This is a genomic window from Streptomyces sp. NPDC005878, from assembly GCF_040629815.1.
In the GTDB taxonomy this organism is placed as follows: domain Bacteria; phylum Actinomycetota; class Actinomycetes; order Streptomycetales; family Streptomycetaceae; genus Streptomyces.
On the sequence record NZ_JBEXWK010000032.1, the window covers coordinates 45,397 to 67,239 of the forward strand.

17 protein-coding genes are annotated in these 21,843 nt (G+C 72.0%); 6 read left to right on the plus strand and 11 right to left on the minus strand.

Annotated elements, in window-relative coordinates:
• Positions 1 to 332 precede the first annotated feature (332 nt).
• The 4 genes from ABZ404_RS32775 to ABZ404_RS32790 all read right to left on the minus strand — a co-directional run bounded on the left by ABZ404_RS32775 (position 333) and on the right by ABZ404_RS32790 (position 4,251).
• Positions 333 to 2,255, minus strand: coding sequence for a S53 family peptidase (locus ABZ404_RS32775; protein WP_358834604.1), 1,923 nt, complete (start codon positions 2,253 to 2,255; stop codon positions 333 to 335).
• A 255-nt stretch (positions 2,256 to 2,510) separates the two neighbouring features.
• Complete coding sequence (locus ABZ404_RS32780) at positions 2,511 to 3,143, minus strand: DUF305 domain-containing protein (protein WP_358834603.1); 633 nt, start codon at positions 3,141 to 3,143, stop codon at positions 2,511 to 2,513.
• A complete protein-coding gene (locus tag ABZ404_RS32785; RefSeq protein ID WP_358834602.1) occupies positions 3,140 to 3,799 on the minus strand; it encodes a DUF3105 domain-containing protein in 660 nt (219 codons plus the stop codon). The genes ABZ404_RS32780 and ABZ404_RS32785 overlap by 4 nt, the downstream gene beginning before the upstream one ends.
• 110 nt (positions 3,800 to 3,909) lie before the next feature.
• Positions 3,910 to 4,251, minus strand: a complete 342-nt coding sequence (locus tag ABZ404_RS32790) for a hypothetical protein (protein WP_358991204.1) — start codon at positions 4,249 to 4,251, stop codon at positions 3,910 to 3,912.
• A 449-nt stretch (positions 4,252 to 4,700) separates the two neighbouring features.
• Between ABZ404_RS32790 and ABZ404_RS32795 the strand changes: the two genes are divergently transcribed.
• The 3 genes from ABZ404_RS32795 (at position 4,701) to ABZ404_RS32805 (ending at position 6,998) form a co-directional block, all read left to right on the plus strand.
• Complete coding sequence (locus ABZ404_RS32795) at positions 4,701 to 6,062, plus strand: glutamine synthetase family protein (RefSeq protein ID WP_344075950.1); 1,362 nt, start codon at positions 4,701 to 4,703, stop codon at positions 6,060 to 6,062.
• 119 nt (positions 6,063 to 6,181) lie between these two features.
• Entirely contained in the window at positions 6,182 to 6,526 is a 345-nt protein-coding gene (locus tag ABZ404_RS32800) for a VOC family protein (protein ID WP_358832850.1), read from the plus strand.
• A gap of 112 nt (positions 6,527 to 6,638) precedes the next feature.
• Positions 6,639 to 6,998 carry an isomerase gene (locus ABZ404_RS32805; RefSeq protein WP_358832851.1) on the plus strand — a complete coding sequence of 120 codons (360 nt, stop codon included), beginning with the start codon at positions 6,639 to 6,641 and terminating at the stop codon, positions 6,996 to 6,998.
• A gap of 27 nt (positions 6,999 to 7,025) precedes the next feature.
• On the opposite strand, the gene ABZ404_RS32810 is transcribed toward ABZ404_RS32805, so the two are convergent.
• From ABZ404_RS32810 to ABZ404_RS32840, 7 genes are all read right to left on the minus strand, one after another.
• The gene (locus ABZ404_RS32810) at positions 7,026 to 8,048 is read right to left on the minus strand and encodes a TolB-like translocation protein (RefSeq protein WP_358832852.1); all 1,023 of its coding nucleotides are present in this window, start codon (positions 8,046 to 8,048) and stop codon (positions 7,026 to 7,028) included.
• A complete protein-coding gene (locus ABZ404_RS32815; RefSeq protein ID WP_358991207.1) occupies positions 8,045 to 9,313 on the minus strand; it encodes an MFS transporter in 1,269 nt (422 codons plus the stop codon). The genes ABZ404_RS32810 and ABZ404_RS32815 overlap by 4 nt, the downstream gene beginning before the upstream one ends.
• 1 nt (position 9,314) lies before the next feature.
• Positions 9,315 to 10,202, minus strand: a complete 888-nt coding sequence (locus tag ABZ404_RS32820) for an alkaline phosphatase family protein (RefSeq protein ID WP_358832853.1) — start codon at positions 10,200 to 10,202, stop codon at positions 9,315 to 9,317.
• 691 nt (positions 10,203 to 10,893) lie between these two features.
• Complete coding sequence (locus ABZ404_RS32825; protein WP_358832854.1) at positions 10,894 to 13,884, minus strand: bifunctional [glutamine synthetase] adenylyltransferase/[glutamine synthetase]-adenylyl-L-tyrosine phosphorylase; 2,991 nt, start codon at positions 13,882 to 13,884, stop codon at positions 10,894 to 10,896.
• Positions 13,885 to 13,984: 100 nt separating this feature from the next.
• Positions 13,985 to 14,905 (minus strand): phosphatase PAP2 family protein, encoded by a 921-nt coding sequence (locus tag ABZ404_RS32830; protein WP_358832855.1) that lies wholly within the window; start codon positions 14,903 to 14,905, stop codon positions 13,985 to 13,987.
• A gap of 155 nt (positions 14,906 to 15,060) precedes the next feature.
• Positions 15,061 to 16,083 (minus strand): LacI family DNA-binding transcriptional regulator, encoded by a 1,023-nt coding sequence (locus ABZ404_RS32835; protein ID WP_358832856.1) that lies wholly within the window; start codon positions 16,081 to 16,083, stop codon positions 15,061 to 15,063.
• Between the two features lie 25 nt (positions 16,084 to 16,108).
• Positions 16,109 to 17,740, minus strand: a complete 1,632-nt coding sequence (locus tag ABZ404_RS32840) for a glycoside hydrolase family 13 protein (RefSeq protein WP_358832857.1) — start codon at positions 17,738 to 17,740, stop codon at positions 16,109 to 16,111.
• Between the two features lie 313 nt (positions 17,741 to 18,053).
• Between ABZ404_RS32840 and ABZ404_RS32845 the strand changes: the two genes are divergently transcribed.
• From ABZ404_RS32845 to ABZ404_RS32855, 3 genes are read left to right on the plus strand one after another with little or no spacing between them, the layout of a single operon-like run.
• Positions 18,054 to 19,328 carry an extracellular solute-binding protein gene (locus ABZ404_RS32845; protein WP_358832858.1) on the plus strand — a complete coding sequence of 425 codons (1,275 nt, stop codon included), beginning with the start codon at positions 18,054 to 18,056 and terminating at the stop codon, positions 19,326 to 19,328.
• A gap of 33 nt (positions 19,329 to 19,361) precedes the next feature.
• Positions 19,362 to 20,369, plus strand: coding sequence for a sugar ABC transporter permease (locus ABZ404_RS32850; RefSeq protein WP_358832859.1), 1,008 nt, complete (start codon positions 19,362 to 19,364; stop codon positions 20,367 to 20,369).
• Between the two features lie 2 nt (positions 20,370 to 20,371).
• Positions 20,372 to 21,238 carry a carbohydrate ABC transporter permease gene (locus tag ABZ404_RS32855; RefSeq protein ID WP_358832877.1) on the plus strand — a complete coding sequence of 289 codons (867 nt, stop codon included), beginning with the start codon at positions 20,372 to 20,374 and terminating at the stop codon, positions 21,236 to 21,238.
• Positions 21,239 to 21,843 lie beyond the last annotated feature (605 nt).

Consider the following 21,843-nt stretch of genomic DNA (forward strand, 5'->3'; position numbering starts at 1 on the left):
TGGGGGCTGGTCGCGCGGTTCCCCGCGCCCCTCAAGGGGCAGGCGCGTTTGAAGGGGGAGGCCGGGGCGCAGCCCCAGGCCTCAGGGGCGCGGGGAACTGCGCGAGCAACCACAGACGGCCCGCAGGCGAGGTCCGGGCCTGAAGGGGCGCGGGGAACGGCGCGACCGGCCCCCGATGGCCGCAGACAACCCCCGGCCGATCAGGGGCGCGGGGAACTGCGCGACCAGCCCCCACCGGGCCGCAGGCGACGGCCGGGCATGTGAAGGGGCGCGGGGGCTGTGTGGGCGGCCGTGGGCGGCTCGCCGGTAGTGCCCCCGCGCCCCAGCCCGCACTAGCGGCGGAAGCCGTATCCGTATCCGTACGACGCCACATAACCCCGCGACGGAGTACCGACCCCCGTCACATCGTCATAGCCGCGCACCGCGTGCAGCGAACTGTCCGCCCCCAGCGTCCGCACCGACGTGGCGAGGCCACCCGACGCGTCGACCCCGTTGACGAAGTCCACCCGCGCCACCGCGAGGCCACGCGCACCCAGTGGGTGGTCCGTGACGTCGTGGTACAGGGGCGAGCCGTAGCGCGCGTAGATCGACGGGTTCGCGAACCCGATCGGGAAGTGCCGCGCCTGCTGCGCCAGCGCCTGCACACCCGCGATCACCGGCGCCGCCAGCGACGTACCACCGATGCGGTACTCGTCGTACCGTACCGACGCGTCCGGGAACGTCTGCGTCTGGCCGACCAGGAACCCCGTGTTGGGGTCCGCGACCGCCGCGATGTCCGGGACCGTGCGCATCCGCGCCGCCCCGTTCGCCCTGGCGAGCGCGTCGGGCACGACGCCCCGCTGGTAGAACGGCTGCTTCACGGTCGAGCTCGTACCGCCGCCCGCGCCCGAGGTGTACGCCCCGGGGAAGTCCGTCCAGCTCTTGCCGTCGGCGGAGAGGGTGGACTTCAGCGTGCCCCAGCCCGTCTCGAACTTGTACGTGTCGCCCTTGCCGACCGCCAGCGAGGTGCCGCCGACCGCCGTCACCCACGCCGAGTTGGCCGGGGTGTCGACCTGCTTCTTGCCGGTGTTGGCGACCTCGTCGCCGTCGTCGCCGGAGGAGAAGTAGAAGCCGATGCCCTCGACCGCGCCCAGCTTGAACGTCTGGTCGTAGGCCGCCGCCACGTCCGGCGTCTCGTTGGCCTCGATGTCGCCCCACGAGTTGGAGACGATGTCGGCGAGACGGTGATCGACGATCTTGTTGAGGGCGTCGAGCAGATCCGGGTCGTTGCAGGACGCGCCCGCCACGTACACGATGTCCGCGTCCGGCGCGACCGCGTGCACGGCCTCGACGTCGAGCGACTCCTCGCCGTACCAGCCGGCCGCGTCGCACGCCTCCACGCTGTTGTAGTCGGCGGGCTTCACCTCGCGGTACTGGCCGCGCCTGTACGCCTGGTCGCCGTTGCGCAGCGCGTACCGCTGGGCGTCCTTCGCCATCGTCGGCGAGGCGTACGCGTCGGTGATCGCGACCGTCACGCCCTTGCCGGTGTAGCGGCCCGCGCCGTACGCCGCGCGCAGCTGCTTGCCGGTGTACCCCTTGACCGCGTACGGGACCTTCGTGCCGTACGCGTCCGGCAGGGTGGTCGCGATGTTCGAGCCGAAGTACGTCGAGAACGGCCCGGAGTTCTTGAAGGCGGGGCCGGGCCCGGGCAGCGTCTCGTGGTGCGTCGCCTTGTGCGGGGCGTTGTCCAGGCCCGTCACGGTGAGCACCGCGCGGGCCAGCGCGCCCGGCGCGGAGGCGGTCTTCACCGGGGCGCGGTAGGTGCGGGTGCCCTTGCGGTAGTTGTGCAGCTCGGTGGCGAACGCCTTCTCGGCCGCGGCGACGTCACCGGAGACCGAGACGTAGTGCTGGTTGGTGCCCGTGACGGTCAGCCCGGCCGACTTCAGCCAGCCGGTGACCGCCGCGACCTGCTCCTCGGTCGCCCCGAAGCGCTGCTGCGTCCGCGCGGCGCTCAGGTACTTCCCGTACGACGGCGAGTGCGGGTCCGACACGGCCGCGGCGTACGCGGCGAGACCCTCGGCGTCGCGGCCGGCGAGGTAGACCCGCGCGTCGACCTTGTTCGTGTCCGCCGTGGCGCCCTGGTCGGCGGCGCCGGTGGCCCACGCGGGCTTGGTGCCCGTGAGGGCGGCCCGCCCGGACGGCACGGGGTCCGCCGCGTGGGCGGACGGTATGCCGAGAGCGAGCGCGCCGGCGAGCAGAGGCAGTGTCGCTGCCATGCTCACGGCACGCCGCCTGGTGCGGCTTGTTCTCAATGTGACCCCCTGCATGAGGCTCTTCACCTGGGAGGCATGCGCAACTTGATCTGCACATGCACAGCGTCACTCTGGTGAGGAACGGTTCATGCCGGGGACATGCGAAGCCCAAGAGAAACCCAAGTCCCGCCACCGTGGCGGGACTTGGGTCCTTTTGGTGGCGCAAATGCCGACTCGGACGGTTTGCGTACGCCGCTCGGCCCGAAGCCGCTCACCGCGTTACGTACGCGGTGCGGCCCCCCGCGCCTTCAGCATCTGCGCCATCAGGTCGATCTCGGACCGCTGGGAGTCGACCATGCCCTGTGCCAGGGCGCGCTCCACCTCGGTCGTACACCGCTGGGCGCACCCCTGGGCCATGTGGACACCGCCCTTGTGGTGCTCGGTCATCAGCCGGAGGTAGAGGACCTCCGCCTGCCGGCCGTCGGCGGCGCGCAGCCGGTCGAGCTCGGTGTTGGTCGCCATGCCGGGCATCAGCGCGCCGTCCGCGCCCGGCTCGGCGCCCATGCCCATCCAGGCCATCGGCAGCCGCTCCGGCTCCGTCTTGGGCAGGCCCCACAGATCCAGCCAGCCGAGCAGCATGCCGCGCTGGTTGGCCTGGGTGTTGGCGATGTCGTAGGCGAGCCGGCGGACCTCCTCGTCCTTCGTGCGGTCGCGCACGATGAACGACATCTCCACCGCCTGCTGGTGGTGGACGGCCATGTCACGGGCGAACCCGGCGTCCGCCGAGGCCGCCACCGGGGTGTGCGCGGCCGGCCCGGAGTCCCCGCCGGTGGCGCTCGCGACCGTGGCCACGGTCGCGAACACCAGGGCCGCCACGACCGCCGCGAGCGACGCCCAGTAGGCGCGGTTCACTTCTGGTCCAGCCCGCCCGTGCAGGCCGCGCCCGGCTCCGGTGTCTGCGGGCCCTGCACGTACTTGGCGAAGAACTGGTTGACCCGCGGGTCGTCCGCGCTGGTCACCGTGACCTGCTTGCCCCAGGCGCTGAGCATGATCGAGCCGGACTGGGCCTTGTACGGGCTCATCAGCGAGTACGGCGTCTTGGAGACCTTGTCGGAGAGCTTCTGCACGTCGGCGGCCTGCGCCTTGTCGTTGTACGTCACCCACACCGCGCCGTGCTCCAGGGAGTGCACCGCGTTCATGTCCGGCACCGGCTTCTTGTAGACCTCGCCGCCGCAGTTCATCCACACCTGGTCGTGGTCGCCGCCGACCGGGGGCTTCATCGGGTACGACACCGTCTTGGTGACGTGGTTGCGGGTGAGCTTCTTGGCGTCCCAGTCCTTCTCGCCCGCGATCGTCGCCTTGGCGTCGGCGGCCTTCTGCGCCTGCTGCTTGTCCTTGTCGTCGGACTCCTTGTTCAGCAGGTACGCGCCGACGCCGACGAGCCCGGCCACGATCGCCACGGACGCCGTGATGGCGACGATCTTGTTGCGCCGCTCGCGGGCCTGCTCGGCGCGGCGCATCTCGGCTATGCGCGCCTGGCGCGAGTTCCTGGATTCCTTGGTGGCCATGGTGGCTCAAGTCCTTCTGGTGAGGGAGAGGTCGGGGAGGTTCGGCGGACCCCGCGGGGTCCGGTGCCGCTTCGGGGCGCGGCCGGGACGGCCGGGCCCGCCGTGCGCGCTCAGGACCTCAGCACCTGAAGGACGTGGAGATCGGGGGCCCGGGGCCGGGCCCCGCCGCGTACCGGCGCCCCCGGGGGAAGGACCGTCGCGGCCCGTACGGTGTGGGCGCCCCCCGGCGCCGGGGCGTCGAGCGGCGGCGGAGCCGTGAGGACGGCCGGGTCGGCGTGCGGGAAGAGCCCGCAGTCGCCGCGGTCGTCCGGACAGCTGTACTGCGCCGCCCCGCCCGCCACCAGGGCGTGGTGGGCCCGGGGGGTGGCCGCGTCCGGGCTCGCGCCGCCGCCGGCGGTCAGGCACAGGAAGAGCGCGGCGAGGAGCGTCGCCATGGCGCTCACCAGCGCCATGGGACGTGTGATGCGAAGGCCTCGCACTCGCACTCCCCCCATAGGCGCAGATGCTAGGCGAGGAAGCGCGGCGGACGGCAGGGCGGGGTCGGCCAAGATCCGGCCACCGGGCCGGAACCCGCCCACGGGCGGCCGGGCGCCGGCCCGGGGCGCCCCGGGTCCGGTCCGGGTCCGGTCCGGGGCGGACCCCGCCCGTACTCGTGCGGGTGAACGGGCCCGTACCCGGGCAGCCGTGAGAGGCCGTCGCCGGAACGTTTCCGCGGGGGGCGGACGACGCGAGTCCCCCACGGTCTCGCCCCGCGCGGCGCCCGGTGCGAGGGTGGGGAGGCGACATGCGGCAGCCGATTCCGGGTGCGTAATGTGTCGGTAATCCCGGGCCCTGATACTGATGTCTCCCCCTCATGCCCGGGCGGTGGTGCACAGACCGTCTGAACTGCAAGGATGTGGCTATGGACAAGCAGCAGGAGTTCGTGCTCCGCACTCTCGAAGAGCGTGACATCCGGTTCGTGCGCCTGTGGTTCACCGATGTGCTCGGCTTCCTGAAGTCGGTCGCGGTGGCCCCCGCCGAGCTGGAGCAGGCGTTCGACGAGGGCATCGGCTTCGACGGCTCGGCCATCGAGGGCTTCGCCCGGGTGTACGAGTCCGACATGATCGCCAAGCCGGACCCGGGCACGTTCCAGATCCTGCCGTGGCGCGCCGAGGCCCCGGGCACCGCGCGGATGTTCTGCGACATCCTGATGCCCGACGGCTCCCCGTCCTTCGCGGACCCGCGCTTCGTCCTCAAGCGGATCCTCGCCAAGACCTCGGACCTGGGCTTCACCTTCTACACCCACCCCGAGATCGAGTTCTTCCTGCTGAAGGACAAGCCGCTGGACGGCACCCGCCCGGTGCCCGCCGACAACTCCGGCTACTTCGACCACACCCCGCAGAACGTCGGCATGGACTTCCGCCGCCAGGCGATCACCATGCTGGAGTCGATGGGCATCTCGGTCGAGTTCAGCCACCACGAGGGCGCGCCGGGCCAGCAGGAGATCGACCTGCGGTACGCCGACGCCCTCTCCACGGCCGACAACATCATGACCTTCCGCCTGGTGATGAAGCAGGTGGCGCTGGAGCAGGGGGTGCAGGCGACCTTCATGCCCAAGCCCTTCTCGGAGTTCCCCGGCTCCGGGATGCACACCCATCTCTCCCTCTTCGAGGGCGACCGCAACGCGTTCTACGAGTCGGGCGCCGAGTACCAGCTCTCCAAGGTCGGCCGCTCCTTCATCGCGGGCCTGCTCAAGCACGCCGCCGAGATCTCGGCCGTCACCAACCAGTGGGTCAACTCCTACAAGCGCATCTGGGGCGGCTCGGAGCGCACGGCGGGCGCGGGCGGCGAGGCCCCCTCGTACATCTGCTGGGGCCACAACAACCGCTCCGCGCTGATCCGCGTCCCGATGTACAAGCCCGGCAAGACCGGCTCCGCCCGCGTCGAGGTCCGCTCCCTGGACTCCGGCTGCAACCCCTACCTGGCGTACTCGCTGCTCCTCGCGGCGGGCCTGAAGGGCATCGAGGAGGGCTACGAGCTCCCGGCGGGCGCCGACGACGACGTCTGGGCCCTGTCGGACTCCGAGCGCCGCGCGATGGGCATCGAGCCGCTGCCGCAGAACCTGGGCGAGGCGATCTCCCTGATGGAACGCAGCGAACTGGTCGCCGAGACGCTCGGCGAGCACGTCTTCGACTTCTTCCTGCGCAACAAGAAGCAGGAGTGGGAGGAGTACCGGTCCGAGGTGACCGCCTTCGAGCTGCGGAAGAACCTGCCGGTGCTGTAGGGGCGTACGTACGGGTCCGGCATTCGGGTGGTCCCGGGGGGCGGGTGCGGGCGGCGGGGTGTGTCATGGCAGGGGCGGCCGTACGCCGCCCCGCGCCATGCACTGCGAGGAGCACCCCCATGACCCAAGGCCTGAAGACGATCATCTACCCCGTCAAGGACATCGCCGCCGCGAAGGCCCTGTTCGGCGGGCTGCTCGGGGCCGAGCCCGTGATGGACGAGCCGTACTACGTGCAGTTCGACGCGGCCGGGCAGGAAGTGGGGCTCGACCCCAACGGCCACGGCAAGGGGATGACGGGACCGGTCCCGTACTGGCACGTCGACGACATCGACAAGACCGTGAAGGCCCTGCTCGATGCGGGCGCCGAGTCGCTCCAGCCCGTCCAGGACGTCGGCGGCGGCCGGCTGACGGCCCTGGTCAAGGACGCCGACGGCAACGCGATCGGGCTGGTCCAGCCCTCCTGAGGCACGCGCACGGCGGGCCCGCCCCCGCACGGGGGCGGGAATACCGTCCGGCGGGGGCCGGTTGCGGCTGCTGAGAGCCAGCCGGTTCTGCCGTGCGACCTAAGGATTGAGCATGCCGTTCGTCCATGTCGAGTACTCGGAACGTCTCAGCCCGACCTTCGACCGCCAGGCCTTCGCGCGCGAGGTGCACACCACCGCGCCGACCGTCATCGACGCCCCGAGCGCGGGCTTCAAGACGCGCTTCCGGCAGATCGAGGAGTCCTGTTTCGGCGAGGGCGACGACACCGTCGACGCCGTCTTCATACAGCTCTCGATCCTCAGCGGCCGCACCCGGGAGACCCGCGAGAAGCTGGCCGAGACGGTCCGCGACATCGCCGTCCGCCACGCGAAGGCCTCCGAGGGCCACCAGCTCCAGGTCATGGTCGAGGTCCGCGAGATGGAGCGGGAGTCCTACCGCTCGTACAAGGACTGACGCGACCGGCCTGCTCCTCATCGCCGCTCAGCCCAGGAACACCGGCGCCAGCCCCGCTGTCAGCAGGCGGTGGGGGCTGCCCGTGCCGTTGGCGGGGAGGGTGTAGAGGTCGGCTCCGTAGTCGCCCGGCAGGGCGTACGTCACCGTCCTGTCGTCCTGCCACACCAGCTGGTCGTCCACGCTGCGCGGCTCCGCCAGCGGGGTCTCGCGCATCGTGGCCAGGTCCAGGACGTACAGGTGCCAGGGCGCGTCCGCCGGAAGGCCCGGGACGCGTTTCTTGAAGGCGAGGCGGGTGCCGTCGGGGGAGAGGGACGGGCACTCCACGTTGGTGCGCAGCGTGGTGACCCGGCGGGACGGCAGGTCGCCGCGGACCAGATAGGTCTTCCCGGCCGTCGCCATCGTCGCGTAGAAGCGGGTGTCGTCGGCGAAGGTGACACCCCAGAAGTTGACGTCCGAGGCGCGGTACGGGTGCCCGTCGCGCTCGATCGCGAAGTCCTCCAGGGTCCTGCTGAGCGTGCCGGTGCGGGTGTCGAGGATCGCCGTACGGGTGGAGAAGTTCGTGCCCGCGTATGAGTCACCGCCCACGAAGACCGTCCAGGCGGCCAGGTGCCCGGACGGGGAGACCCGCGCCCGGGTCGGGATGCCCGGCAGGCCGTAGCGGGCCCGCTCCTTCAGCTCCGCGTCCAGGACCACCGCCCGGTAGCCGTCCCGCACCGCGCCCCGCTCGGCCTGGAGGCACACGCCGGTGCCCCCGGCCGCGTGGAAGCGCAGGCACTTCACCCCGGACGCGGTGCGCGGCCCCGCGGGGGCGGCGGCCGGGACCGTGGCCAGTTCATCGCGGTGCGGGCCCCAGGCCATGGTGCGGAAGACGATGCGGCGTCCGGCGCCGGGGGCGAGCGAGACCTCGCCGCCGCGCACGGTCGGGCCGCCCGCCTGGACCTGGTTCCTGCGGTCCTCGCGGCCCACCGCGTGCCGTACGGACGCGGTGGCCACGCCCGCGAGCACGACCAGGGCCGTGACCAGGACGATCAGCTTGTGGCGCAGGGTCATGCCGGTGTCCTCCCGTCGGTGCGGGCCGGTTCGGCCGGGCCCAGCAGCATCGCGCCGGCCGCGCAGACCGCCAGCGCCACCGCCGCCGTGCCCAGCGCCGTCCGGTCGCCCCACGCCGTCCACGCCGCGCCGAACGCGATCGAGCAGACGAAACGGGCCGACGCCTGGCCGGTCTGGATCAACGCCAGGCCGCTGGAGCGCAGGGGGGCGGGGACGACGCCCGCCGCCGCGGCCATCAGGACGCCGTCGGTCGCCGCGTAGAACAGGCCGTGCAGGGCGAGGACGACGTACGGCAGCGCCGCCCCGGGCCGGCCCGGCAGCAGCAGGGCGTACGCGCACAGCAGGGCCGCGTGGCCGCCGAGGAAGACCTGCCAGCGGCCCACCCGGTCGGCGAGACGGCCCAGCGGCACGGCCAGCAGCAGGAACGCGGCCGCCGTGCCGAGCGGCAGCAGCGCGAACCAGCGGTCGGGGACGTCCAGGCGCCGCTGGAGCAGGAGGTAGACGAAGGAGTCGCTGACCGTGGCCAGGCCCAGCAGCAGGGCGCAGAGCGCCAGTCGGCGCACCTCGCGCTCGCCGAGCAGCGCGAGCGCCGCCTTCAGCGAGGCGCGCGGCGCGTCCGGGGCGAGCTCGGGGGTGGTGCGCCCGGGCACGAACAGCACCAGGACCAGGACGCCGGCCGCCGCCACGCAGAAGCTGACCGTGAACACCGCGTCGTACCCGTCCCCCGCCTGACGCAGAATCAGAAACGCGGCCAGGGGCCCCAGGAGGGCTCCCGCCGTGTCCATCGCGCGGTGCACCCCGAACGCCCGCCCGCGCGCCTCGGGCGCCGAGGCCAGCGAGATCATCGCGTCGCGCGGGGCCGTACGCAGCCCCTTGCCCGTACGGTCGGCGGCGAGCACCGCGCCGATCACCGGCAGCGAACCCGCCACCAGGAGCAGGGGTTTGCACACCGCGGAGAGGCCGTAGCCGAGGACCGCGACGGACTTGTGGCGCCCGCCCCGGTCGGCCAGATGGCCTCCGACGAGGCGGACGAGCGCGCTGAAGCCGTTGTAGACGCCGTCGAGCAGGCCGAACCCGAGCGGGGACAGGCCGAGGCCGGTGACCAGGTAGAGCGGCAGGACGGCGGTGACCATCTCCGAGGAGACGTCGGTGATCAGGCTGACCGCGCCGAGGGCCAGCACGGTCGGGGCCACGGCGGGCCGCCGCCCGGGGGTGAGCCGGGCGGCGGGGGCCGCGGGAGTGCCGCGGCTGTCTGCTACGTACACGTCAGGAGACCCAGATGCCCGTGATGTCCGAGGCGTTGGCGGCCTGGCCGGCGTGCGTGGTGCCGTACATGTCCTCGATCGTGCGGAGCAGGCTGTAGTGGTTGTACGTGGTCGAGGAGGTCGAGCCGGGGACGACCGGCTGGCCGTAGAGGACGGTCGCGATTCTGTTGCCGGCGAGCCGGTTGTCCTCGTCGAAGGTGACGACGAGCAGGCTGTTGTGCGTCTTGGCCCAGTCCGCGTACGCCTTCAGGTTGGTCTTCAGCCAGGTGTCGCCGGTCGAGACCGAGCAGTCGTGCATGTCGCTGCACAGGTTCGGCACGACGTAACTGACGGTGGGCAGCGTGGTGAAGTCCGTCGGGAACTGCGCGAAGGTCTTGGCGCTGGACGTCGGCACGTTGGAGAAGCCGAACCACGGGTTGTGCTTCTGCGCGTACTTGCCGCTGCCGCATGTGGTCGAGCCCTGGCCGGGCAGCGACTCGTTGTAGCTGGCCCAGGTCCTGCCCTTGGCGATGATCTCGGACGCCAGGTTGGGCGCGGAGGAGAAGCCGACCTTGACGCAGCTGTCGCTCGTGACGCCCTGCGTGGAGCCGGAGAACATCGCGTAGTAGTTGGGCTGGCTGGGGTGGGTCTCGGCGTACGACTGCGTGAGGTTGGCGCCGCCGCTCCTGAGGGAGTTGATGTACGGGGCGCTGGAGCTGCCGATGACCTGGTTGTAGGCGTGGTTCTCGAAGACCACGACCACGGTGTGGTCGGGGGTGGGCAGCGTCGCCGCCGCCGAGGCGGCGGACGTGCCGCCGAGCCCCGCCCACAGGCCGGCGGACGCGGCGGCGAGACCGAGGGCGGTGACGAGGGCGGTGCGGGTGCGGCGAGGTATGGACCAGCCGGACACGGCGGTACCTCCGGGGTGGGGGAATGTGGGGGGCGGTGCACCGTGAGGGTAGGGCGGGCCGTTGAAGACGGGAAGATCCTTGCGGGTGAAGGAAGCGGAAACGGTTGGGGGCGGGTTTTGCCCGCGGCCCGTCTGTGACCACTCGCGCGGTTCCCCGCGCCCCTTGGGGGCCTGGGGTTTGTCTGCGGGTGGGTGGTGGGTTGCTCGCGCAGTTCCCCGCGCCCCTTGGGGGCTTGGGCTTTGTCTGCGGGTGGGTGGTGGGCTGGTCGCGCAGTTCCCCGCGCCCCTTGGGGGTCGGTCGCAGTCGGGGAACTCAGCTCAGCCACAGACCTCCCAGGGGCGCGGGGAACTGCGCGAGCAACCAGCCACGGTTCGCAGGTGAACGACGCTTTCGGGGGCGCGGGGAACTGCGCGAGCAACCGGCCACGGTCCGCGGGTGAGCGACGCTTTTGGGGGCGCGCGAGCAACCGACCACGGTCCGCAGGTGAGCGACGCTTTTGGGGGCGCGGGGAACTGCGCGAGCAACCGACCGCGGTCCGCAGACGAAGCCCCGGCCGGCAAGGGGCGCGGGGAACTGCGCGATCAGCCCACTGCGGTCCGCAGGTGAACGACGCCTAAAGGGGCGCGGGAACTGCGCGAGGGGTCGCGGGCGGGCCGCGGGCGACACTCCGAGACGCCGCCCGCCCGAGGGCTACACCCCGTAGAACAACCGCTCCACCACACCCCGCGCCCGCCGCGTAACCCGGCGGTAGTCGTCCAGCATGTCCCCGACGTGGCCCGGCTCGTAGCCCAGGTAGCGGCCGACCGCCGCCAGTTCGCGTCCGTCGGACGGGAACGTGTCGCCGGGGCGGCCCCGCACCAGCATCACCCCGTTGCGCACCCGCGTCGCCAGCACCCACGCCTCGTCCAGCGTCGCCGCGTCCTCGGTGCTGATCAGATCCGCCGCCTGGGCGGCGCGGAGCGCGGTCCGGGTGCGGGTGGTGCGCAGGCCCGGCTCGGCCCAGCCGTGGCGCATCTGGAGGAGCTGGACCGTCCACTCGACGTCCGAGAGGCCGCCGCGCCCCAGCTTGGTGTGGAGCGTCGGGTCGGCGCCGCGCGGCATCCGCTCCGACTCCATCCGGGCCTTCAGCCGCCGGATCTCCCGCACCGCGTCCTCTCCGAGCCCCTCGGCCGGGTAGCGCAGCGGGTCGACGAGCTCGATGAACCGCCGCCCCAGCTCCGCGTCGCCCGCCATCGGCTCGGCGCGCAGCAGCGCCTGGCTCTCCCACACCAGGGACCAGCGGCGGTAGTACGCGGCGTAGGACGCGAGGGTGCGCACCATCGGGCCGCTCTTGCCCTCCGGGCGCAGATCGGCGTCGATCAGCAACGGCGGGTCGGCGGTGGGCAGTTGGAGCAGTCGGCGCATCTCGGTGACGACCCGGTTGGCGGCCCGGGCGGCCTCCTGCTCGTCGACGCCGTCGCGCGGCTCGTGGACGAACAGGACGTCCGCGTCCGAGCCGTAGCTCAGCTCGTGCCCGCCGAAGCGGCCCATGCCGATGACCGCGAACCGGGTGGGCAGCGTCTCGCCCCACTCCGCCCGCACCGCCGCCCGCAGCGCGCCGGAGAGGGTCGCCGCGTTCAGGTCGGTCACCGCGTTCCCGACCCGGTCGACCAGCGCCCCCGGGTCCTCCTCGGCGGGGCTGTCCTCCGTGCCGTAACTGCCGATGAGATCGGCGGCGGCGGTGCGGAACAGCTCCCGGCGGCGTACGCCACGGGCCGCCGCGACCGCGCCCTCGGCGCTCTCGGCGCGGTTCACCGCGGCGAGCACCTCCTGCTCCAGCGGCTCGCGCAGCCGGGGTCCGAGGCCCTCCGGGTCGCCCAGGATCGCCACCGCCTCCGGGGCGCGGAGCAGCAGGTCGGGGGCGAGGCGGCCGGCCGAGAGGACCCGGGCCAGGTTCTCCGCCGCCGCGCCCTCGTCGCGCAGCAGCCGTAGGTACCAGGGCGTCTTGCCGAGCGCGTCGGAGACCTTGCGGAAGCCCAGCAGACCGGCGTCCGGGTCGGCGGAGTCGGCGAACCAGCCGAGCAGGACCGGCAGCAGGGTGCGCTGGATGGCGGCCTTGCGGGTCACGCCCGAGGAGAGCGCCTCCAGGTGCCGCAGGGCCGAGGTGGGGTCCGCGTAGCCCAGGGCCTCCAGGCGCTGGCCCGCCGCGCGCGGGCTGAGCCGGGTCTCGCCGGGGGAGAGCTGGGCGACGGCGTCGAGCAGCGGACGGTAGAAGAGCTTCTCGTGCAGCCGCCGCACCACGGAGGCGTGCCTCTTCCACTCCCGGTTGAGGGTGCTCACCGGCTCGGTGCGCAGGCCCAGCGAGCGGCCCAGGCGCCGCAGGTCGGCCTCGTCCTCGGGCACCAGATGGGTGCGGCGCAGCCGGTACAGCTGGATGCGGTGCTCCATCGCGCGCAGGAAGCGGTACGCCTCGTCGAGCTGGGCGGCGTCCGCGCGTCCCACGTAGCCGCCCGCCGCGAGCGCGCCGAGGGCGTCCAGGGTGGTGCCGCTGTGCAGGGTGGCGTCGCTGCGGCCGTGTACGAGCTGGAGGAGCTGGACGGCGAACTCGACGTCCCGCAGTCCGCCGGGACCGAGCTTCAGCTCGCGCTCCACCTGGGCGGCCGGGATGGTGTCGATGACCCGGCGGCGCATCTTCTGCACGTCGGCGACGAAGTTGTCGCGCTCGGCCGCCTGCCACACCAGCGGCGAGACGGCTTCGATGTAGGCGGCGCCCAGCTCCGGGTCCCCGGCCACCGCCCGCGCCTTGAGCAGCGCCTGGAACTCCCAGGTCTTGGCCCAGCGCTGGTAGTAGGCGAGGTGCGAGGAGAGCGTGCGCACCAGCGGGCCGTTGCGGCCCTCGGGGCGCAGATTGGCGTCGACGGGCCAGATGGTGCCCTCGACGGTGGTCTCCGAGCAGATCCGCATGAGATGCGAGGCGAGCCGGGTGGCGGCCTGGAGCGCCTTGCGCTCGTCGGCGCCCTCGGCGGGCTCCCCGACGAAGATCACGTCGACGTCGGAGACGTAGTTCAGCTCGTGGCCGCCGCACTTGCCCATCGCGATGACCGCGAGCCGGCACAGGGCGGCGTCCTCGGGGGCCGCGGTCCGGGCGATGGCGAGCGCCGCCCGCAGGGTGGCGGTGGCCAGGTCCGCGAGCTCGGCCGCCGCCTCGGCCACGTCGGTCGTCCCGCACACGTCACGGGCCGCTATGGCCAGCAGGCACCGGCGGTAGGCGATCCGCAGCGCCACCGGGTCGCGGGCCCCGGCCAGGCCCCGCTCGAACTCCGCGACCCCCGGATGCAGGTCCGCGGCCTCGTAGGTGACGAGGGCGTGCCAGTCGCGCGGATGCCGGGCCAGGTGGTCGCCCAGCGCCTCGGAGGCGCCCAGGACCCCCAGCAGCCGGTCCCGCAGCGGTTTGGCGGTGATCAGGGTGTCCAGCAGCGCCCGCCGCTCGGCCGGGTCCTGCGCCTCCACGATCCGTACCAGCCCGGCGAGCGCCAGATCGGGGTCGGCGGTGGCGCCCAGCGCGTCCAGGAGCACCGGGTCGGTCCGTACGGAGGCGAGCTCGGGAACGTCGAGGAGCCGTTCGGCCGCCGACGGGTCGGTGAAGCCGAACCGCAGCAGCCGTGTGAAGGTGCTGCTCCTGCGCCCGGGCACCGCCGTCATTCCGCCGCCTCCTCCTGCCACCGCGCCCGGCTCCGCGCCGGATCAAGGTCGGGAACGAGCCTATCCGGAGCGGGCCGGGCGGGGGCGGGCGAGGCGGGGGTCACGCACGGGCCGTGCCGGTCACCACGCGGCCGCGCGGTGCGGCCGCGACCCGCCGGGGCAGCCGGTGGAAGAGCTTTCCGTACCAGGCGTACGAGAGGAGGAAGCCGAAGGCGAGGCAGAGGACGCCGCCCACCGCGTCCAGCCAGAAGTGGTTGGCCGTCGAGACGATGACGACCAGGGTCGCCGCCGGGTAGAGCAGGCCCAGAACGCGCGCCCAGGGCGTCTTGGCGAGCGCGAAGACGGTCAGGCCGCACCACAGCGACCAGCCGATGTGCATCGACGGCATCGCCGCGTACTGGTTCGACATGTTCTTCAGGTCGCCGGAGGCCATCGAGCCCCAGGTGTGGTGGGCCAGGACGGTGTCGACGAACCCCCCGCCGTTCATCAGGCGGGGCGGCGCCAGCGGGTAGAAGTAGTAGCCCACCAGGGCCACGCCGGTGGTGGCGAAGAGGGCGAGGCGGGACGCGGCGTAGCGGCCGGGCTGGCTGCGGAAGAGCCACACCAGGACGCCGATCGTCACCACGAAGTGCAGTGTGGCGTAGTAGTAGTTCATGCCCGTGATCAGCCATGTCACCGAGTTGACGCCGTGGTTGACGGAGCGCTCCACGGCGATGCCCAGGTGCTGCTCGACCGACCAGAGCCAGTCGGCGTTGTCCAGCGCCTGTGTCCGCTGCTCGGGGACGGCGTTGCGGATCAGCGAGTACGTCCAGTAACTCACCGCGATCAGGAGGACTTCGAACCAGATCCGGGGGCGGCGCGGGGTGCGCAGCCGTTGGAGGAGTGAGGCGGGTGCTGCCGGGACCGGCGGCGTCGGCGCTTCGGCGGGGTGTTCTTCCGAGAGGGGTGAGGGCGCAGCCGACGAGGCGGCCGACGGGGTGTCCGCCGTACCTTCCAGAGTCTTCACGGTCATTTCACCCATAGCGAGAGAGTCTGCCAGACGGACCCCCTCCCCGCAGATCGTCCTCCGGTCGGGTTCGGTCCGGATTTCTCCACCCAGTGGAGGACTCCTCAGGGACGAGAGAGTGACTCTTCCCCCGATTTTAGGCCGAAGCGGGCGCCCGCCCCACCGGAGGACTACTTGGGAGCCGGTCCAGAAGCGGTTGAACCGCGAACCACCAGTTCGGGCATGAACACGAACTCGCTGTGCGGCGCAGGCGTACCGCCGATCTCCTCCAGGAGCGCGCGGACCGCCGCCTGCCCCATCGCCGTCACCGGCTTGCGGATCGTGGTCAGCGGGGGGTCGGTGAACGCTATGAGCGGGGAGTCGTCGAAACCGACCACCGAGATGTCCTTCGGCACCTCCAGACCGGCCTGGCGGGCCGCCCGGATCGCCCCGAGCGCCATCATGTCGCTGGCGCACACCACGGCCGTGCAGCCGGCCGCGATCAGCGCGGTGGTGGCGGCCTGGCCGCCCTCCAGCGTGTACAGCGAGTGCTGGACCAGCGCCTCGGCCTCCAGGGGGGTCAGCCCCAGCGCGTCCTCCATCGCGGCCGTGAAGCCCTCGATCTTGCGCAGCACCGGGACGAACCGCTTGGGGCCCACCGCGAGGCCGATACGGGTGTGGCCGAGCGCGGCGAGGTGGGTGACCGCCAGGCGCATCGCCGCCCGGTCGTCGGGGGAGATGAAGGGCGCCTGCACCTTCGGCGAGAAACCGTCCACCAGCACGTACGGCACGCCCTGCGCGCGCAGCTGCTCGTAGCGGTCCATGTCGGCGGTGGTGTCGGCGTGCAGCCCGGAGACGAAGATGATCCCCGAGACGCCCCGGTCCACCAGCATCTCGGTGAGCTCGTCCTCGGTGGAGCCGCCGGGCGTCTGGGTGGCCAGCACCGGGGTGTACCCCTGGCGGGTCAGGGACTGCCCGATGACCTGGGCGAGCGCCGGGAAGATCGGGTTCTCCAGCTCCGGCGTTATCAGACCGACCAGACCGGCGCTGCGCCTGCGCAGCCGCACCGGCCGCTCGTAGCCGAGGACGTCGAGGGCGGCCAGCACCGATTCACGGGTGCCCGCGGCCACACCGGGCTTGCCGTTGAGCACGCGGCTGACTGTGGCTTCGCTGACCCCCGCCTGGGCTGCGATGTCGGCAAGCCGTGCGGTCACGGGATTGGACTGTACCGGTCGCACGTCAGATTGCCCACCAGACCGCTGATTCGGCGGGGATCGTGACGTTACCGCCCGTGAACTCCAGCGCCGACGTCGACAGCAGCGGCCTTCCCGGGACCATGAGTTGGGCCGCGTCGGCGCCCGTGTTGACCGTGCAGACGAACCCCGGCCGGGCGAACGCGAGCACGTCCCGGGGCGCCTCCAGCCACTCCATCTCGCCGTCCCCGAGGCCCGGCAGCTCGCGGCGCAGGGTGAGGGCGGAGCGGTAGAGCTCCAGGGTCGAGCGGGGGTCGCCGGACTGCGCCTCGACGGAGAGGCCGCGCCAGGAGTCGGGCTGCGGGAGCCAGCTGCCGCCGCTGCCGAAGCCGTACGAGGGCCCGTCCTCGGTCCACGGGATGGGCACCCGGCAGCCGTCACGGAAGCCGTCCTGGCCCTCGGCGCGGAAGAAGGACGGGTCCTGGCGCACCTCGTCGGGCAGGTCCGTCACCTCGGGCAGACCCAGCTCCTCGCCCTGGTAGAGGTAGACGGAGCCGGGCAGCGCCAGCATCAGCAGGGCCGCGGCCCTGGCCCGGCGCAGGCCCCGGGCGCCGCCGCCGTAGCGGGTCGGGTGGCGCACCACGTCGTGGTTGGAGAGCACCCAGGTGGCGGGGGCGCCGACCGAGCGGGTCGCGGCGAGCGAGGCGTCGACGACCGCGCGCATCTCGGCCGCGTCCCACGGGCAGGTGAGGAACTGGAAGTTGAACGCCTGGTGCAGCTCGTCGGGGCGTACGTACAGGGCGAGCCGCTCCGGCGAGGGGGCCCAGGCCTCCGCGACCGCGATGCGCTCGCCCTCGTAGGAGTCGAGGAGCCGGCGCCAGGAGCGGTGGATCTCGTGGACGCCGTCCTGGTCGAAGAAGGGCAGCTCCTGGGCGCCGATGAGCCTGGCCTGCTCGCGAGCGCCGATGTCGGGCAGCCCGGCCGCCTTGACCATGCCGTGGGCCACGTCGATCCGGAAGCCGTCGACGCCGAGGTCGAGCCAGAAGCGCAGCACCGACTCGAACTCGGCCCGCACCTCGGGGTGTTCCCAGTTGAGGTCGGGCTGCTCGGGGGCGAACAGGTGCAGATACCACTCGCCGTCCTCGGTACGGGTCCAGGCCGGGCCGCCGAAGACCGACTCCCAGTCGTTGGGGGGCGCGGCGCCGCCCTGGGCGGGCACGGCGCCGCGGCCGCCGGGGTGGAAGTGGTAGCGCTCGCGCTCGGGGCCGCCGGCCAGCGCCGCGCGGAACCAGCTGTGCTGGTCGGAGGTGTGGTTGGGGACGATGTCGACGATCACCCGCAGGCCGAGCCGGTGGGCCTCGCGGACCAGGTCGTCGGCGTCCTGGAGGTCCCCGAAGAGCGGGTCGACGGCCCGGTAGTCGGCCACGTCGTAGCCGCCGTCGGCCTGCGGGGAGGCGTAGAAGGGGGTGAGCCAGACGGCGTCCGCGCCGAGCGCGGCCAGGTGCGGCAGCCGGGCCCGGATGCCGGGCAGGTCGCCGATGCCGTCGCCGTCGCCGTCGGCGAAGGAGCGCACGTACACCTGGTAGATCACCGCGTCGCGCCACCAGCCGGTGCCGCTCGCGGGGGGCAGGTCCGCCCCGTCCGCGACGGCGGTGGTCGTGGTCAGCTCCTGCGTCATGAACGGGGTCCCTCTCCGGTGGCCTGCACGGGGTCCTGCGCCTGTGGGATCAACGCCGCTGCGCCTCGAAGGTAACAGTCCTGCAAGGTCTTGCGGAAGCCTTGCAAGGGCGGTACCGGCCTCCCCGACGTGCCCGTGGAGTACGCAGACCCCCTCTGACAAGGCGCGCATCGGCAACCGTGTGGACACGCGGATGTAACGATCGACCGGCCTTGCAGAAATTCTTCGCAAGGTCTTTCGGTCTTCTTTCATCCTTGTTACGTTCCTGGCGATCCGGCGCCGTGATGGCGCGGCACCCGTTGAAGGAGTTCACATGCGACGTGGCATAGCGGCCACCGCGCTGGTCGCGACCCTGGCGCTCGCGGCGACGGCTTGCGGCGACAGTGACAGCAGTGACAGCGGTGACAAGAAGAGCTCGGGCGAGCTCTCCGGCACCGTCACATGGTGGGACACCTCGAACGACACCGAGAAGGCCACGTTCAAGAAGATCGCCGAGGACTTCCACGCGCAGCACCCCAAGGTCACCGTCAAGTACGTCAACGTGCCCTACGGCGACGCGCAGAACAAGATCAAGAACGCGTTCAGCAGCGGCTCCGACGCGCCGGACGTGATCCGCGCCGACGTCGGCTGGGTCTCCGACTTCGCCTCGCTCGGCTACCTGGACAAGGTCCCGGACGCCAAGGCCAAGGAAGTGGACTCCGCCTTCCTCAAGCAGGCCGCGGCCAGCGGCAAGTACGACGGCCAGATGTACGCCGTCCCGCAGGTCATCGACACCCTCGGCCTCTTCTACAACAAGAAGATGCTCAAGGAGGCCGGCGTCGAGGCGCCGAAGTCCCTGGAGGAGCTGAAGACGGCCGCCGCCGCCATCAAGTCCAAGACCGGCAAGACCGGCCTGTACCTGCGCGGCGACGACTCCTTCTGGTTCCTGCCGTTCATCTACGGCGAGGGCGGCGACCTGGTCGACGCCAAGAACAAGAAGGTCACCGTGGACGCCCCGGCCGGCGTCAAGGCCTTCAAGGCCGCCCGCGACCTGGTCACCTCCGGCGCCGCGATCACCAACGCCACCGACGGGTGGAACAACATGGAGACCGCCTTCAAGTCGGGCAAGGTCGCCATGATGGTCAACGGCCCCTGGTCGGTGGCGGACGTGTACGCGGGCGACGAGTTCAAGGACAAGTCCAACCTGGGTGTCGCCGTCGTCCCGGCGGGCTCGGCCGCCCAGGGCGCCCCGCAGGGCGGCCACGACCTCGCGGTCTACGCGGGCTCCAAGAACCGCGACGCCTCGCACGCCTTCGTCGACTACCTCACCTCGCAGACCGTCCAGGTGCAGACCACCAAGGCGCTCAGCCTGCTGCCGACCCGGACCGCCGCGTACGACCAGCCGGACGTGAAGTCCAACGAGATGGTCACGTTCTTCAAGCCGGCCGTCGACAAGGCCGTCGAGCGCGCCTGGATCCCGGAGAACGGCGCCCTCTTCGAGCCGCTGAAGCTCCAGTTCACCAAGGCCGTGACCGGCGCCTCCTCGCCCGAGGACGCGGCCAAGGACGCCGCCACCGCCTTCCACAAGATCCTCAAGGACTGGAAGTAGCGGACGGGCAGCGGGAGACGGGTACTGACTGACATGACTGTCCACACCGGCCAGTCGACGGCGAAGGCCGCGGGCGAGAGCGCCCGCGGCCGGGGCCGCGCGACCGGCGAGCGCCCCGGCCGGCTCCGGCGGGCGCTCTCGACGCACTGGTACGCCTGGACCATGGTCGCCCCCGTGGTGATCGTCCTCGGCGTGATCATCGGATGGCCGCTCGGCCGCGGCGTCTACCTGTCGCTGACCGACGCCAACGAGCGCAACGTCGGCCGCACGATCGGCGCCAACCACATCGACGCCACGTACACGTTCGTCGGCCTCGACAACTACGTGGACGTGCTGAACGACCCGGTCTTCATGCAGCGGCTGGTGTGGACCGTGGTGTGGACGGTGTGCTGTGTCGCCACCACGTTCCTGCTCGGCCTGGCGCTGGCGAACATGCTCAACCGGCAGTTCCGGGGCCGCGCCGCCTACCGGATGATGCTCATCCTGCCGTGGGCGGTCCCGGGCTTCGTCTCGGTGTTCGCCTGGCGCTTCCTCTTCAACCGCGACAACGGCCTGCTCAACAAGGTCCTGGACGGCGGCGGCATCGCGGCGGTGCCCTGGCTGGACGACCCGACCTGGGCGAAGTTCTCGGTCATCGCGGTCAACGTCTGGCTGGGCGTCCCGTTCATGATGGTGGCGCTCCTCGGCGGCCTCCAGTCGATCCCCGGCGAGCTGTACGAGGCGGCCGAGATGGACGGGGCCGGGCCCTGGAAGCGGTTCCTCTACATCACGGTCCCGGGCCTGCGGGCGGTCTCCTCGACGGTGATCCTGCTCTCCACGATCTGGACGTTCAACATGTTCCCGGTGATCTTCCTGCTGACGCGGGGCGGTCCCGGTGACTCCACCGAGATCCTGGTGACGCAGGCGTTCCGGCAGGCCTTCGTGGAGAGCCCGCGGGACTTCGCCGGGTCGGCGACGTGGGGCGTGCTGATCCTCGCGGTGCTGATGGTCTTCGCGCTCGTGTACCGGCGCTCGCTTCGCAAGCAGGGAGAGGTGTGGTGACGATGTCGTCGGCACGGGAGTCCGCGCGTACGCGCGGTCCGGTACGGGGCAGGCGCTCGCCGCTCGCCTCCGTCGGGCTGCACGCCACGCTGATCACGGCGTCGGTCATCGCCGTCTTCCCCGTCCTGTGGGTGCTGCTGACCTCGCTGAAGCCGGCGAAGTACGCGATCACCACGGACTTCTTCAAGGACACGACGCTCGACAACTACCGCTACCTGGTGGACAAGACGAGCTTCTTCACCTGGTTCGGGAACTCGGCGCTGATCGCCGGGGTGACGACGCTGCTCGGCGTCTTCATCTCCGCGACCACCGGCTACGCGGTGAGCCGCTTCAAGTTCCCCGGGATGCGGCCGCTGATGTGGACGCTGCTGATCACCCAGATGTTCCCGATGGCGATCCTGATCGTCCCGCTCTACAACCTCATGGGCCAGCTGGGGCTGCTGAACCAGCCGGTGGGCCTGATCATCACGTATCTGACGATCGCGGTCCCGTTCTGCGCCTGGATGATGAAGGGCTTCTTCGACGGCATCCCGGTGGAGATCGACGAGTCGGGGCGGGTGGACGGGCTGAACCCGTTCGGCACGTTCTGGCGCCTGATCCTGCCGCTTGCCAAGCCCGGGCTCGCCGTGACCGCCTTCTACTCCTTCATCACGGCGTGGGGCGAGGTCGCGTACTCGTCGGCGTTCATGGTGGGGGACGAGAACCTGACGCTGGCGGGCGGGCTTCAGACGTTCGTCACCCAGTACACGGCGAACTGGGGTCCGATGACGGCGGCGTCCGTACTGATCGCGGTGCCGGCGGCGGTGTTCTTCCTGTTCGCGCAGAAGCACTTGGTCGCGGGGATGACGGCGGGGGCGACAAAGGGGTGAGGTCTGTTTCCGGGGGCGCAGCCCCCGGACCCCCGGCCGAGGTCCACGCCCCCAGCACCCCGGGGCCTGCGGCCCCTGGACCCCGGATGGGGGCGTGCACCCCGGGCCTGCGGCCCCTGGACCCCGGTTCACGTTCGTCCGCGGGCCGGTGGGGGCTGGTCGCGCAGTTCCCCGCGCCCCTGAAAGGCCCGGGGCTCCGCCCCGGCCCCCGCTCCTCAAACGCCGGAGGGGCCCGACTGCCCCGCCCGAGGGGCGCAAGCACCCGAAGCCGCCCGACACACGACGACCGGGCCCCGAAGGGGCGCGAGGAACGGCGCGAGCAACCACCCACTACCCGCTGATGACCACCGGCCCTTGAAGGGGCGCGGGGAACTGCGCGACCAGCCCACCACCATCCGCAGACGAAGGCCGGGCCCAAAAGGGGACCACCCACTACCCGCAGACGACGACCGGTCCCTTAAGGGGCGCGGGGAACTGCGCGACCAGCCCACCACCATCCGCAGACGACGACCGGGCCCAAAAGGGGACCACCCACTACCCGCAGACGACGACCGGTCCCTTAAGGGGCGCGGGGAACTGCGCGACCAGCCCACCACCATCCGCAG

Excerpts from the sequence above, each read along its gene's own strand:
- ABZ404_RS32810 (WP_358832852.1), bottom strand. The coding sequence starts at position 8,048 with ATGACCCTGCGCCACAAGCTGATCGTCCTGGTCACGGCCCTGGTCGTG.
- ABZ404_RS32790 (WP_358991204.1), bottom strand. The coding sequence starts at position 4,251 with ATGGCGCTGGTGAGCGCCATGGCGACGCTCCTCGCCGCGCTCTTCCTG.
- ABZ404_RS32805 (WP_358832851.1), top strand. The coding sequence starts at position 6,639 with ATGCCGTTCGTCCATGTCGAGTACTCGGAACGTCTCAGCCCGACCTTC.
- ABZ404_RS32785 (WP_358834602.1), bottom strand. The coding sequence starts at position 3,799 with ATGGCCACCAAGGAATCCAGGAACTCGCGCCAGGCGCGCATAGCCGAG.
- ABZ404_RS32855 (WP_358832877.1), top strand. The coding sequence starts at position 20,372 with ATGTCGTCGGCACGGGAGTCCGCGCGTACGCGCGGTCCGGTACGGGGC.
- ABZ404_RS32825 (WP_358832854.1), bottom strand. The coding sequence starts at position 13,884 with ATGACGGCGGTGCCCGGGCGCAGGAGCAGCACCTTCACACGGCTGCTG.
- ABZ404_RS32775 (WP_358834604.1), bottom strand. The coding sequence starts at position 2,255 with ATGGCAGCGACACTGCCTCTGCTCGCCGGCGCGCTCGCTCTCGGCATA.
- ABZ404_RS32800 (WP_358832850.1), top strand. The coding sequence starts at position 6,182 with ATGACCCAAGGCCTGAAGACGATCATCTACCCCGTCAAGGACATCGCC.
- ABZ404_RS32795 (WP_344075950.1), top strand. The coding sequence starts at position 4,701 with ATGGACAAGCAGCAGGAGTTCGTGCTCCGCACTCTCGAAGAGCGTGAC.
- ABZ404_RS32845 (WP_358832858.1), top strand. The coding sequence starts at position 18,054 with ATGCGACGTGGCATAGCGGCCACCGCGCTGGTCGCGACCCTGGCGCTC.
- ABZ404_RS32830 (WP_358832855.1), bottom strand. The coding sequence starts at position 14,905 with ATGGGTGAAATGACCGTGAAGACTCTGGAAGGTACGGCGGACACCCCG.
- ABZ404_RS32850 (WP_358832859.1), top strand. The coding sequence starts at position 19,362 with ATGACTGTCCACACCGGCCAGTCGACGGCGAAGGCCGCGGGCGAGAGC.
- ABZ404_RS32840 (WP_358832857.1), bottom strand. The coding sequence starts at position 17,740 with ATGACGCAGGAGCTGACCACGACCACCGCCGTCGCGGACGGGGCGGAC.